Source organism: Ruminococcus sp. XPD3002 (assembly GCA_900119535.1).
In the GTDB taxonomy this organism is placed as follows: Bacteria; Bacillota; Clostridia; order Oscillospirales; family Ruminococcaceae; genus Ruminococcus; species Ruminococcus flavefaciens_H.
Genome location: FPJT01000007.1, coordinates 96,728 through 109,515, shown reverse-complemented (window position 1 = coordinate 109,515; position 12,788 = coordinate 96,728). Strand labels below are relative to the sequence as shown.

Genomic DNA, 12,788 nt, shown 5'->3' with positions numbered 1-12,788 from the left:
CGCTCTGTACCATAGAATAGTGCAGAGGTGATGATATGAAAAAAACGGGGACATTTATTCTTCTGCTGACGTTTTTACTGTTCAGTATCCCGATGAGGACCTATGCTGAGGAGGCGGAAGAAAGCGGTGTTAAGGCGTATGTGCTTATGGAACCGAGAACGGAAACAGTCCTTGAGGAGCAAAACGGCAGGGAAAAACTGAATGTGGGGTATCTCGGCAAGCTCATGGCACTGTACGTCATAGCGCTGGACATAGAAACGGGGAAATACACGCTTGATAAGGAACTTACAGCGTCAGATTCCGTGACGGGAACCAAAGGCTCTGTGGTATGGCTGAGGGCAGGGGACAGGATGACCGTGGACGAACTGCTTAAGTCTGTTATAATCGGCAATGCAAACGATGCCATGACGGTGCTTGCAGAGGCTTCGGAGCAGTCAGTGGAGAATTTCGTAAGACGCATGAACATGGAAGCTTTCGACCTGGGACTGCGTGACAGCGTATTTTATTCGCCATACGGTTACTACGATGAACGTGAGTACTCTACTGCCTGTGATATTGCTGTAATATGCAGCCGATTGTCGGGATTTGATTTCCTGCGGCCGTATTTTCACACATGGCGTGACTTCGTTAGAGAACAGCAGACTGAACTCGTCAACGAGAACGTATTCGCGCGTACTTACGAGCCGATGATAGGCTTTAAAGCCAGTCACTCCGATCAGAGCGGATATTGTGCCGCAGAGGGTGCGGCGGACGGTGACAGCGCTTACATATCGGTGGTGCTTGGCGCGGAGAGCGATGAAGTCTCTTTTGCGCTGTCGAAGAAACTGCTGAAAAGCGGATTCAGGAATTACCGTGTGGTGGATGCATCATTCCCCGATGAGATGATAATGCCCGTACACGTCAGTCACGGCAGAGAATCTGCGGTGGAACTGGCTTTGCAGAGAAGCGGACTTGCAGCAGTCAGGGTGGGGTCGGGCGAACTGACAAGCATCGCTGTGCTGCCTGCGTATCTTGAAGCGCCTGTGATAAAGGGACAGCGTGTAGGTACAGTCGGATTCTACAGCGGCAAGACGCTTGTTTGCGAAACTGACGTGATAGTTAAAACAAGTGTTGGAAAAATGGACTTCAAATTTGTATTCGGAAAAATGTTGTTTAATTTGCTGGAGTAATAACAACGAAAATTGTTGATAGTAAACAAATGTTGAAATTGTTTGATAAAGGTACTTGAAAAAAATCCGAAAATATAGTATCATAAAGATGGTAATTTATATTTGCAGGGCGTAGTGCGCCCCAAATACTGGAGGTAAAATCAAATGTCATTAAAACTTAACACAAAATACCTTAGTGATTTTGTAAATCCCGATGAGCTGGCAGGTATCAAAGCTCAGGTCGAAGCTGCTGCTGATACCCTTCACAACAAGTCAGGTCTCGGAAATGATTTTTTAGGTTGGGTAGAGCTCCCTACAAATTACGATAAGGAAGAGTTCGCACGTATCAAGGCTGCTGCAGAGAAGATCAAGAAGAATTCCGATATCCTCATCGTTATCGGTATCGGCGGTTCATATCTCGGCGCAAGAGCTGCTATCGAGCTTCTCAAATCGCCTCTTTATAATAATATGAAGAAGGATACACCTGATATCTACTACGTTGGAAACAGCATCAATCCTACTTACCTCAACGAAGTTATCGCTCTCTGCGAGGGTAAGGATTTCTCTGTTAATGTTATATCCAAGTCAGGTACTACTACAGAACCTGCACTTGCTTTCCGTATATTCAAGAAGATGGTAGAGGATAAGTACGGCAAGGAAGAGGCTAAGAACCGTATCTTTGCTACTACTGACAAGGCAAGAGGAACTCTCAAGAGCCTTTCCGATACAGAGGGCTATGAGACATTTGTTATCCCAGATGATGTTGGAGGACGTTTCTCTGTTCTTACTGCTGTTGGCCTTCTTCCTATCGCTGTTGCAGGATGCGACATCGATGCTCTCATGAAGGGCGCTGCAAAGGCTCAGAAGGACCTCTGCGCTGATTTCGACAACAACGACTGCTACAAGTACGCTGCTCTCAGAAACATCCTTTACAGAAAGGGCAAGTCTGTTGAGATGCTCGTATCTTACGATCCAAGCTTCGTTATGATGTCGGAATGGTATAAGCAGCTCTTCGGCGAAAGCGAAGGCAAGGACAACAAGGGTATCTTCCCTGCTTCAGTTACATTCTCTACAGACCTTCACTCAATGGGCCAGTACATCCAGGACGGCGCAAGGATCATGTTCGAGACTGTTGTTGATATCAAGAATCCTAAGACAGATCTTTTCCTCGAGCCTGATGCTGAGAACCTTGACGGCCTTAACTTCCTGACAAACCAGAATATGTCAGTAGTTAACAGACGTGCTTTCGAGGGTACTGTTCTCGCTCATACAGAGGGCGGAGTTCCTAACATGATACTCGAGCTTGAGGATACAACTGAGGAAAGCGTTGGATATATGATCTACTTCTTTGAAAAAGCATGCGCTGTTTCAGGATACGTTCTCGGAGTTAACCCATTCAATCAGCCCGGAGTAGAGAGCTACAAGTCCAATATGTTCGCTCTGCTCGGCAAACCGGGCTATGAGGGCGCTAAAGCAGCTCTTGAAGCAAAACTTGGCTGAGAAGGGTTCACAATATAACAAAAAAATTACTTTGCCGCAAGGCATTGGAAGGAGTAAATTATGATTAAACTTATCATCGGTAAAAAGGGTACAGGAAAGACAAAGATCATCATCGACCAGATCAACGAGGCTGTAAGATCTACAAACGGCAATCTCGTATGTATCGAAAAGGGCGAGAACATCAGACGTTCTATCAGCTACAAGGTTAGATGGTGCGATGTTGAGCAGTTTGCTATCGAGGGCTTCGATGCTTTCTACGGCTTCGTAGCTGGTATGCTCGCAGGCAACTACGATATCAAGAACATCTATGTTGACGGTATCCTTAAGATCGGCGGACGTGACTTCGACGCTTTCGGCAAGATGCTCGAAAAGCTCGACAAGCTCACAGGCGAGGATTCTGTTGTTGTATTCACAGTTTCTGCTGATGAGTCTGAGCTTTCTGAAAATGTAAAGCAGTTCCTTAAGTAATTAAAGCACAATAAGGATTTTTCAGGTTTTTTGCGCCGAACTATTGACATATCGCGTGGTTTGGTGTATAATGTATTTTATGGTGCTCTAAAGGATTTTTTGTATGAAAATTAATTTAAAGCAGATTTTCAATATCGTCGGAGAATCAAAGGATATATCTTATGATATAACAGCGGACGAGCTTTCTGATATCAAAGGATATCAGTTCAGTTCACCTGTTGCCGTAAGCGGAAGAGTCTATAACAGGGCAGGAGTTATCTACCTTGATTATTCTGTTGAGTTCACTCTCCTCGCTGCATGCGACAGATGCCTGAAAGAGTTTGAACGCGGCTATAGCTTTGATTTCCAGCATATTGTCGTTCCTTCCCTCAGTAATAACGATAATGATGATTATATCGTCGCAGAGGGAGAGAGCATTGAACTGAATGATATTGCTGTTACCGATCTTCTGCTTCAGCTGCCTGTTAAAATGCTGTGCAAGGACGATTGTAAAGGTCTTTGTATGGTCTGCGGCTGTGATCTGAACGAGTCGGTCTGCAATTGTCTCAACTAATATGAGCTGTGAAGCTCCTGTAAGGAGGTGCCAAAATGGCTGTACCAAAGAGAAAAACTTCCAAGGCAAGACGTGATAAGAGACGTTCTGCTGTTTGGAAGCTGGAAGCACCCGCAATGTCTAAGTGTGATAACTGCGGCGCATTCAAGGCTCCGCACAAGGTTTGCAAGAACTGCGGATTCTATAAGGGCGTTGAGGTTCTTAAGCTGGACGCTGAATAATCGGCTGATTCCGATACATGAGGAGGAGAGAGGGAGTTATCCTTCTCTCCTTTTTAACTTTTGACAGGAGAATATTTATGGTAAAGATAAACAGCGTGATCCCTGATTCTCCTGCTGACAGAAAAGGGATCACGGAAGGCGATATACTGGTCAGAATAAACGGTCACGGCATAAAGGATGTGCTGGACTATATGTACTATGCTGCCGAAACTTCGGTAACGCTTGAAATAGTCCGCCACGGCGAGGAAATGACTGTTGCCATCGAAAAGGACGAATACGATGACCTCGGACTCGAATTCGAGACCTTCCTTATGGACCAGAAACAGTCATGCAGCAATAAATGCGTGTTCTGCTTCATCGATCAGATGCCGCCGGGTATGCGTGAAACTCTCTACTTCAAGGACGACGATGCTCGTCTTTCCTTCCTGCAGGGAAATTACGTTACCCTTACTAACCTGAAACAGTCCGATATCGACAGAATAATCGAAATGAAGCTTAATATCAACGTTTCAGTCCATACCACAAACCCCGAACTTCGTGTGAAAATGATGCATAACAGGTTCGCAGGCGAGAAGCTGAAATTCATATGGCAGCTTGCTCACAACGGTATCAAGCTTAACTGCCAGATAGTTTGCTGTCCCGGACTGAATGACGGTGATGAGCTTCGCAGATCGCTTCGTGATCTCGGTGAACTGATGCCGAATATAACAAGTATGGCTGTAGTTCCCGTTGGTGTTACAAAGTTCCGTGAGGGGCTCTATCCGCTGAAGGGCTTCACGAAGGAGGGTGCTGCTGAGACTATCGATATCATCGCTGAATTTCAGGAACAGTTCCTTGAAAAATTCGGAACGAGAACTGTTTTCCCTTCCGATGAGTTCTTTCTTCTTGCTGAAAGAGATATCCCCGATATGGAATTCTACGAGGACTTCTCGCAGTATGAGAACGGCGTAGGTATGCTCCGCTCTCTTATGGACGAATTCGATAAAGCGCTTGATATTGCTGAATGGGAAGGCGGTAAACGTCATGTCACTATCGCTACAGGGTACAGTCCATACCCCATAATATGTCAGCTTGCAAAAAAAGCTGAGGAAAAGTTCCCGCTTCTTCAATGCGATGTGGTACGTATCCGCAACGATTTTTTCGGCGATACTATTACCGTTACTGGACTTATTACCGCTCAGGACCTTATTGCTCAGCTCAGAGACCATGACATAGGCGATCAGCTGCTGCTTTCATCGTCAATGGTGCGGCGTGACAGCGATGTGTTCCTTGATGACCTTACTATAGGCGACGTTGAAAGGGAACTCAATACCAGTGTCCGTACTTCCGCAAGTGACGGATACGAGCTTCTTGACGCCATAATGGGCGTTACATGGTGAAATACTAATGCTTTTGGAGGTGTAAGATGTTTAATATCAAAGACTCGAAATTCACGGGCTATGACTACAATGACTGGTTTCGTTACCTTAAGCGTAACGACAGGGAAAGACTTAAGATCGATTTTTCTTCCGAGCATGAGCTCACTAACAGGGAAAGGGAGATAATCTTCCCATCTGTCAGAGCTTTCCAGCGGGGAGAGCAGAGCGACGGAAAATGCCTTGTCAAAGCCGCTGTCCGCTTCGCAAAAAAGTACGGCGAGGATAAATATCCCGACGTAATGAAGCTCTTTATACGCGAGGAGAATTTTCATTCCTCCTATCTTGCACAGTATATGAACCATTTCAACGAGCCGCTGAAAAAGAATAACGGACTCGACCATATCTTCCGCAAGCTCAGACAGAGCGGCGGTCTCTTCATGGAAGTATCGGTACTTGTTACCGCCGAGATGATCGCTCTTTCGTATTACTCTGCACTGGGTAACGTCGCAAGAATGATCGACAGTCCCGCACTTGCCGATATCTGCGGACAGATGCTCCATGACGAGCTTCCGCATATAGTGCTCCAGTCCCATACTCTCGGACTTCTCGGAACAGGTCCCGTTAAAAACGCCTTCCGCAGGTTCCTTATGGGAGCTGCTACAATTGCCGTATGGATAGCCTACGGCGACCTTCTTGCACAGGGAGGTTACTGGTATAAGAAATTCAGAAGCGAGAATTTCGGATATCTCGCTCAGTCAATAGAGATAGCAGACAAAACATTCTGATATAAAGAAAGGAGAACATAACTATGTCATTACCGATAGTTGCAGTTGTGGGACGTCCTAACGTAGGAAAGTCCACTCTTTTCAACAAGCTTATCGGTCAGAGACTTTCCATAGTAGAGGATACTCCCGGTGTCACCAGAGACCGTATCTATTCCAAGTGTGAATGGAGAGGCAAGGAATTCATGGTGGTGGATACAGGTGGTATCGAACCTGAAAGTGATGATGTCATACTTGCTCAGATGCGAAGGCAGTCACAGCTTGCAATAGAAAAAGCTGATGTGATAGTCTTTGTTACCGATATACGGTGCGGCGTAACAGCTGATGATTATGCTGTTGCGGATATGCTCCAGAAAAGCGGCAAGCCTATCGTGCTTGCTGTAAATAAGGTGGATTCGCTTGGTGAACCTCCGCTGGAGCTCTACGAGTTCTATAACCTCGGACTCGGCGATCCGTTCCCGATATCCTCGGTACACGGTCACGGTACGGGAGATATGCTGGATCATATCTATGATCTTCTCCCAGAATCAAAAGAGGAGGAGTATGACGATGACGTTATCAAGGTAGCTGTTATCGGCAAGCCTAATGCAGGAAAGTCCTCGCTGATAAATAAGATCGCAGGAGAAGAACGTGTTATAGTATCCGATATCGCAGGTACTACACGAGATTCAACGGATACAGTCATTGAGAACGAATACGGTAAATTCGTGTTCATCGATACAGCAGGTATCAGAAAGAAATCAAAGGTAACGGAAAAGGTGGAGCATTACAGCGTTCTGAGAGCTTACATGGCTGTGGACCGTGCGGATGTCTGTGTTATAGTGCTCGATGCGACCGAGGGATTTACCGAACAGGATTCAAAGGTTGCAGGTTATGCTCACGAACAGGGCAAGGCTTGCGTAGTTGCCGTAAATAAATGGGACCTTGTTGAGAAGAACGACAAGACCATGCAGGAATTCCGCACAAAGCTTGAAAATGATTTCAGCTTTATGTCCTATGTGCCCTTTGTATTCATTTCCGCAAAGACAGGACAGAGGATAAATAAGCTCTATGAGCTCATCAAATACACCTTTGGTCAGAACAGCATGAGAATATCAACAGGTATGCTCAACGATGTTCTTGCATATGCCACTACAAGGGTACAGCCGCCTTCCGACAAGGGCAGACGACTGAAAATATACTATATGACTCAGCCTTCTACAAAGCCTCCGACATTCGTGACCTTTGTAAACAGGGCAGACCTGTTCCATTTTTCATACAGAAGATACATCGAAAATCAGATACGCTCGACATTCGGCCTTGAAGGAACTCCCGTTCGCTTCATAGTCAGAGAGCGGGGAGGCAATGATAAATAATGAAGGTATTGTTAGCTATTATACTTGCTGCAGCAGTGGGTTATATCCTCGGAAGCTGCAATTTCGCAATAATTATCGTAAAGATAATGAAGGGCGAAGATATACGTGAAATGGGAAGCAAAAATGCAGGACTCACAAACACCTACAGGTGCTGCGGTCCTGTGCCTGCACTTCTCACTCTTATAGGAGACCTGTGCAAGGGAGTTGTGGCTGTAGGTCTTGCAAGACTTATCGCAGGCGGACTCCACGCAGGCTTCAGCCCCGATAACGATACACAGTACATAGGCTATATAGCAGGTCTTTTTGCAATAATCGGACATGTTTTCCCTTGCTTTTTCCAGTTCAGGGGCGGAAAGGGCGTACTCGTGGGAGTTGCTTCATTCCTTATGGTTTCCCCGAGAGTTTTCCTTTGTCTGTTGCTGATATTCATAGCGATGCTTGCTATCTCAAAATACGTATCGCTTTCATCCATCATGGCTGCACTCTATTGTCCGCTTGCAACTCTGCTGGTCTCATGGATAGACTGCGGAGCATCCTTCGGCAGAAGCTTCTTGTATATGCTCCTTTCACTGCCAATGGCTGCAATAGTTATATGGATGCACCGTTCAAACATCGAACGTCTTATGAATGAAACAGAGCCTAAGTTTGATTTCAGAAAATACGCAGGAAAATAATACTGCATAAAAGACATAAAAACTGCATATTCTGAAAAAGATGCAGAATGATCGGACGCAAAAAATGTAATAATAATATGAGGTGATCGTAAATGGCAGAAATAAAAGAGTACAGAGGACATATCCGCAACTGGAGAGAACTCTGTTCGGAGCTCGGACTTGATGCAGGTCTTCCCCGTGAAAAGCGTGAAACAGCTATAATCGAAGCTGCATACGAAAAATGGGGACGCGAAATGGCAGACCACATCTACGGTATGTTTGCTTTCTATCTCTGGGATGAGAAGAACAGCAAGATATTCGCAATGAGAGACCAGTTCGGTACAAAGCCTTTTTACTATTATATAACAAAGGATAACAGACTCCTCTGCGGTACCATGATACGCGGTATAATGGAACAGGAAGGCTTCGTTAAGGAACTGAACGAGAAGATGCTCCAGATATACATGACTCTCACTTACGTTGCAGGAGAGGACACATTCTTCAAGGGCGTAAAGAAGCTCATGCCGGGACACTGGCTCGAATTCTCAGACGGAAAGCTTGAGATCGGACGCTACTGGACTCCCACATTTGCTCCCGATAAGTCCAAAAACGTTGAACAGTGGGCAGATGAGATACACTCAACTCTCAAACACATATTCACCGAAGTCAAAGAGGAAGGCGAAACCGTTGAATCCTTCCTTTCAGGCGGCGTAGATTCTTCATACGTGCTTGCTATGAGCGATGCAAAGCGTGCTGATTCCTGCGGATATGACGAGGAACGCTTCGATGAATCAAGAGTTGCAGCAAAGACTGCCGAGCTTCTCGGAGTTGAACACTCTGTAGCAAATATCCAGCCAAAGGATTACTTCGATATAGTACCCTATGTTATGTACAATATGGAGCAGCCGTTAGGTGATGCTTCGGCTATCGTATTCACTCTCGGATGCCTTGCAACTGCAAAGCATACCAAGATATGCTATTCGGGCGAGGGTGCAGACGAGTTCTTCGGCGGTTACAATATGTACCGCAATGCAGAGCGCTATGGTGATAACCTCAAGACCTTCTACGTTGGAAATACCAACATTATGAAGGAGGACGAAAAACAGCGCATACTCAAGCATTACGATCCGGATTATCTCCCGATAGACCTCGTTAAGTACATTTACGATGAGACCGAGGGACTTGATCCGCTTACAAAGATGTCCGATGTGGACATACAGATATGGCTCGAGGGCGATATTTACCTCAATGTTGACAAGATGAGTACAGCAGCAGGACTTGAAATACGTATGCCTCTTACCGACAGACGTATATTCGATATCGCTTCACGTATGCCTTCGGAGTATAAGGTAACAGAGGAGCAGAACAAGGTTGCATTCCGTACAGCTGCTGCAAAGGTACTTCCCGAAGAGATAGCATTCCGCAAGAAGCTCGGATTCATCGTACCTATCCGTATATGGCTCGCAGATGAGAGATACAATGCTGATGTAAGAGCAAAGTTCGGAAGCGATATGGCTGCACAGTTCTTTGATCTTGATGAGATAAACGCTATATTCAACGACTATGTCGGCGGAAATTCCGATAACTGGCGCAAGGTATGGACAATTTACACATTCCTCGTATGGTATGAGGAGTACTTCGTAAAGAGATAACCCGTCTGGAGGAAGCGGTATGGATTTAAAAAAGATATGTATTGCTATTGGATTAGTGGCAGCAGTTCTGTTGGGAATCGTGTTAATGAAAGACAAGTCGCCTGAGAAGGATAAGACTGCACTGGATTATACTGCGATAGAGAAGGTACATGATGAAATGGAATCCATGAAAAACACCTCTATGCTCAAAAAGGGCGGCGCAGGAGGACAGTGGAACGTATATGAGCTTGGACTTATGTACGAGAAGGATGATGAGTTCTTCAAGAAGCTGCGCAATGATCTTGGGGAGGACTTCCACTGGAAGCTCTCTAACGGCGATTCTATCTTCATAGGCGTACTGCCGCATAATAACTCCTACCGTATCTATGCAGGCACACCTGATGATAATCATATGCTCTATCCCGACTGGACTTATACGGCGCTTGAAAAGAAATAATAGTAATGCGGACTGTAATGATATCACTACAGTCCGCATTTTGTTACTCAGATAAGGGTGTATTTGTCAATGACCTCACTTAAGCTTGCCGTAATCCTCGTCAGATACAGCTTCGCACCATTCAGTGCTGCCTTCTTCGCCCGGTATTTCTATTGCAAGGTGTGAGAACCAGCTGTCATGTGCTGCACCGTGCCAGTGTTTTACCTCCGCTGGGATATTGATGACTGAACCGGGAGTCAGTTCAACAGCATCCTTGCCCCATTCCTGATAGTATCCTCTGCCGCCGACGCATATGAGCATCTGTCCGCCGTTCGATTTAGCGTGGTGGATGTGCCAGTTATTGCGGCATGCAGGCTCGAAAGTAACATTGTAAATCGGTATCTGCTCTGTGGAAACGGGAGCAAGATAGCTCTGACCTACGAAGAACTGACCGTACGGATTAGGCTCTCCGATAGGGAAGAATATGGTGTTCTGATATCTGTCCTTGTCGGTCTGTTCTGTGACTGTGTCGTTCCAGACTTCCTTTGCAAGTCGGAAAACAGCCCAGCCCTTCGGCCAGCCTACGTACATTGTGGCGTGAGTTATGATAGCAGCGATCTCCTCTTTTGTAACTCCGTGAGCCTTTGCGTTCTGAAGATGATAAAGGAGGGAACTGTCCGTTATGCCCGAAGCCATAAGGGATACCACTGTTATTATGCATTTTGTCTTTACGTCGATAGCCTGTTCATTCCATACCTCGCCGAACAGCACATCATCGTTGAGATGTGCGAACATAGGGGCGAATTCACCAAGCTGATCTCTTCCTGCTGTCTGTACAATTTTTTCACTCATAATAAACACTCCTGTCTTTATATTTTCTGACTGCCTGTGGACCAGACAGGCTTGTCGTTCTTGTTTGCAGGCTTTTTTTGTGCCATAACTCCTGCAAGAGGGTGGGGGACATAGGGTTCTTCGAGGTATGTGATCTCATCGGATGTAAGTTCTGTATCAACTGCTTTTGCAGCGTCTTCGATATGGTGGAGCTTCGTTGCACCTACTACGGGAGAAGTTACCTTAGTGAGGAGCCAGGCAAGAGATATTTCCGTCATTGAAACGCCGTGTTTTTCTGCAAGCTCTGCAACTCGTCTTATGATGACCTCGTCCTGTTCCTTTGTGGCATCATACTTGAATTTAGCATAGGAGTCCTCCTCGGCGCGTTTGGAAGTCTCTCCGGGAAGTCTTGCAAGACGTCCGCTTGCGAGAGCGCTGTAGGGAGTCATAGCGATGTTGTCCTCGTCGCAGAACATAGCCATTTCACGTTCTTCCTCGCGGAAGATGAGGTTATAGTGTCCCTGAACGCTTACGAACTTAGCGAATCCCTCTTTTTCGGCAAGTGCATTAGCCTTTGCAAGCTGCCATGCGTAGCAGTTTGAAATACCGATATATCTGGCTTTTCCTGCCTTGACCACTCTGTTGAGACCGTCAAGTATGTCATAGACAGGTGTATTCCAGTCCCACATATGATAGATGTAAAGGTCAACGTAGTCCATGCCGAGATTTTCGAGACTCTTGTTTATCATGCGTTCAATGTGCTGCTGACCTGTGATACCTGCCTCGATATCCGCAGGAGTTCTCGGCAGGAATTTTGTAGCCACAACTATATCTTTACGCATTGCGAAATCACGCAGAGCACGACCTACATACTGTTCGCTCGTACCCGACTGATAGCCGATGGCAGTATCGTAGAAGTTGACTCCAACTTCAAGACCTCGCCAGATTATTTCACGGGAGTGTTCCTCGTCAAGAGTCCATGAATGCTGACCGTTCTGTGGATCGCCGAAACCCATACATCCCATACAGATACGTGAAACATAAAGGTCGGAATTTCCGAGTTTTGTGTACTTCATTATTTACCTCCCAGAAGCTGTATTACGCAGGAATATATCATTTCATAGATGCTGTGCATTTTAAAGTTCATTTTAGCTTCACGCATTGCTTCGAGCTGTTTTTCAGTTGCGACAGAATAAGGATATACACCGAACATAAAAGGAAAGAACACGAATATGAAGCTTTCGCAGTCTGTATCTGGAAAGAATTTCCTTATACATGCTCTTACAGCATCGAGAGAAGCACTGTAAGCGAGCTTGAATTCCGTAAGACGTTCGGGACGTGAATGCTCTTCCATATCGTAGTGGTTCATTGCAAGGAGCTTCAGAAGCTGTTCATGCTTTTCAAGTGAATGAGCGATAGCGTCTGCAAAGTCGGCAGCTGACATAGCACTGTTCTCTTCTGCAAGGGCAAACATTTCAGCTGACCATTCCTCGTATTCACGCTGCATGAGTGCAAGGAAGATTTCCTCTTTAGTCTGGAAATAATTGTATATGGAAGTTCTTGTAAACGAAGTTACAGCACCTATTTCCTTGATAGTTATTTCTTTGAAACTCATGGTCTGATAGAGCTTTTCGCAGGCGTTCACGATCTCTTCTTTTCGTGAAGCTGTAAGTTCAGGTGATCCCTTAGGCATAATAATGCCTCCTTTCTCCTGAAACCAAGATAAATGATTTGTTGAACAACTGACATTGTGTCATTAATGATATTATAGCACTATTCTGACACGACGTCAATAGAAAAATATTCTTTTCCGCTAATTCGTCATATTGCACTGTAATGCGATACCCGAATT

Annotated in this window: 14 protein-coding genes; 11 read left to right on the top strand and 3 right to left on the bottom strand. The window is 45.6% G+C overall.

Going from position 1 to position 12,788, the window contains the following annotated elements; all coding sequences use genetic code 11:
* The first annotated feature begins 35 nt into the window (after positions 1-35).
* From BT127_RS07930 to BT127_RS07880, 11 genes are all read left to right on the top strand, one after another.
* Entirely contained in the window at positions 36-1,169 is a 1,134-nt protein-coding gene (locus BT127_RS07930) for a D-alanyl-D-alanine carboxypeptidase family protein (protein WP_075424491.1), read from the top strand.
* A gap of 144 nt (positions 1,170-1,313) precedes the next feature.
* Positions 1,314-2,648 (top strand): glucose-6-phosphate isomerase, encoded by a 1,335-nt coding sequence (locus tag BT127_RS07925; RefSeq protein ID WP_075424490.1) that lies wholly within the window; start codon positions 1,314-1,316, stop codon positions 2,646-2,648.
* Positions 2,649-2,708: 60 nt separating this feature from the next.
* Entirely contained in the window at positions 2,709-3,116 is a 408-nt protein-coding gene (locus BT127_RS07920) for a hypothetical protein (RefSeq protein WP_075424489.1), read from the top strand.
* A gap of 103 nt (positions 3,117-3,219) precedes the next feature.
* Positions 3,220-3,669 carry a YceD family protein gene (locus BT127_RS07915; RefSeq protein ID WP_075424488.1) on the top strand — a complete coding sequence of 150 codons (450 nt, stop codon included), beginning with the start codon at positions 3,220-3,222 and terminating at the stop codon, positions 3,667-3,669.
* Positions 3,670-3,704: 35 nt separating this feature from the next.
* A complete protein-coding gene (rpmF, locus tag BT127_RS07910) occupies positions 3,705-3,890 on the top strand; it encodes a 50S ribosomal protein L32 (protein WP_075424487.1) in 186 nt (61 codons plus the stop codon).
* Between the two features lie 77 nt (positions 3,891-3,967).
* Positions 3,968-5,269, top strand: coding sequence for a DUF512 domain-containing protein (locus tag BT127_RS07905; RefSeq protein WP_075424486.1), 1,302 nt, complete (start codon positions 3,968-3,970; stop codon positions 5,267-5,269).
* A 26-nt stretch (positions 5,270-5,295) separates the two neighbouring features.
* Complete coding sequence (locus BT127_RS07900) at positions 5,296-6,033, top strand: hypothetical protein (protein ID WP_075424485.1); 738 nt, start codon at positions 5,296-5,298, stop codon at positions 6,031-6,033.
* A gap of 23 nt (positions 6,034-6,056) precedes the next feature.
* Positions 6,057-7,385, top strand: a complete 1,329-nt coding sequence (gene der / locus BT127_RS07895; protein ID WP_075424484.1) for a ribosome biogenesis GTPase Der — start codon at positions 6,057-6,059, stop codon at positions 7,383-7,385.
* Entirely contained in the window at positions 7,385-8,059 is a 675-nt protein-coding gene (gene plsY, locus BT127_RS07890; RefSeq protein WP_075424483.1) for a glycerol-3-phosphate 1-O-acyltransferase PlsY, read from the top strand. Before der ends, plsY begins: the two co-directional genes overlap by 1 nt.
* A gap of 92 nt (positions 8,060-8,151) precedes the next feature.
* Positions 8,152-9,690: an asparagine synthase (glutamine-hydrolyzing) gene (asnB, locus tag BT127_RS07885; protein WP_075424482.1), complete on the top strand. Its 1,539-nt coding sequence runs from the start codon at positions 8,152-8,154 to the stop codon at positions 9,688-9,690.
* A gap of 19 nt (positions 9,691-9,709) precedes the next feature.
* Entirely contained in the window at positions 9,710-10,126 is a 417-nt protein-coding gene (locus BT127_RS07880; protein ID WP_075424481.1) for a hypothetical protein, read from the top strand.
* 75 nt (positions 10,127-10,201) lie between these two features.
* Here the strand turns inward: BT127_RS07880 and BT127_RS07875 are convergent, their stop codons facing one another.
* The 3 genes from BT127_RS07875 to BT127_RS07865 are packed head-to-tail and all read right to left on the bottom strand — an operon-like array spanning position 10,202 to position 12,629.
* The gene (locus tag BT127_RS07875; protein WP_075424480.1) at positions 10,202-10,957 is read right to left on the bottom strand and encodes a carboxymuconolactone decarboxylase family protein; all 756 of its coding nucleotides are present in this window, start codon (positions 10,955-10,957) and stop codon (positions 10,202-10,204) included.
* Between the two features lie 17 nt (positions 10,958-10,974).
* A complete protein-coding gene (locus tag BT127_RS07870; RefSeq protein WP_075424479.1) occupies positions 10,975-12,012 on the bottom strand; it encodes an aldo/keto reductase in 1,038 nt (345 codons plus the stop codon).
* Complete coding sequence (locus BT127_RS07865) at positions 12,012-12,629, bottom strand: TetR/AcrR family transcriptional regulator (protein ID WP_075424478.1); 618 nt, start codon at positions 12,627-12,629, stop codon at positions 12,012-12,014. Before BT127_RS07865 ends, BT127_RS07870 begins: the two co-directional genes overlap by 1 nt.
* Positions 12,630-12,788: the final 159 nt, after the last annotated feature.

Coding starts and splice junctions, on each gene's coding strand:
- asnB (WP_075424482.1), top strand. CDS start 8,152: ATGGCAGAAATAAAAGAGTACAGAGGACATATCCGCAACTGGAGAGAA.
- BT127_RS07875 (WP_075424480.1), bottom strand. CDS start 10,957: ATGAGTGAAAAAATTGTACAGACAGCAGGAAGAGATCAGCTTGGTGAA.
- BT127_RS07870 (WP_075424479.1), bottom strand. CDS start 12,012: ATGAAGTACACAAAACTCGGAAATTCCGACCTTTATGTTTCACGTATC.
- BT127_RS07915 (WP_075424488.1), top strand. CDS start 3,220: ATGAAAATTAATTTAAAGCAGATTTTCAATATCGTCGGAGAATCAAAG.
- BT127_RS07925 (WP_075424490.1), top strand. CDS start 1,314: ATGTCATTAAAACTTAACACAAAATACCTTAGTGATTTTGTAAATCCC.
- BT127_RS07880 (WP_075424481.1), top strand. CDS start 9,710: ATGGATTTAAAAAAGATATGTATTGCTATTGGATTAGTGGCAGCAGTT.
- BT127_RS07865 (WP_075424478.1), bottom strand. CDS start 12,629: ATGCCTAAGGGATCACCTGAACTTACAGCTTCACGAAAAGAAGAGATC.
- plsY (WP_075424483.1), top strand. CDS start 7,385: ATGAAGGTATTGTTAGCTATTATACTTGCTGCAGCAGTGGGTTATATC.
- rpmF (WP_075424487.1), top strand. CDS start 3,705: ATGGCTGTACCAAAGAGAAAAACTTCCAAGGCAAGACGTGATAAGAGA.
- BT127_RS07930 (WP_075424491.1), top strand. CDS start 36: ATGAAAAAAACGGGGACATTTATTCTTCTGCTGACGTTTTTACTGTTC.
- BT127_RS07905 (WP_075424486.1), top strand. CDS start 3,968: ATGGTAAAGATAAACAGCGTGATCCCTGATTCTCCTGCTGACAGAAAA.
- BT127_RS07920 (WP_075424489.1), top strand. CDS start 2,709: ATGATTAAACTTATCATCGGTAAAAAGGGTACAGGAAAGACAAAGATC.
- BT127_RS07900 (WP_075424485.1), top strand. CDS start 5,296: ATGTTTAATATCAAAGACTCGAAATTCACGGGCTATGACTACAATGAC.
- der (WP_075424484.1), top strand. CDS start 6,057: ATGTCATTACCGATAGTTGCAGTTGTGGGACGTCCTAACGTAGGAAAG.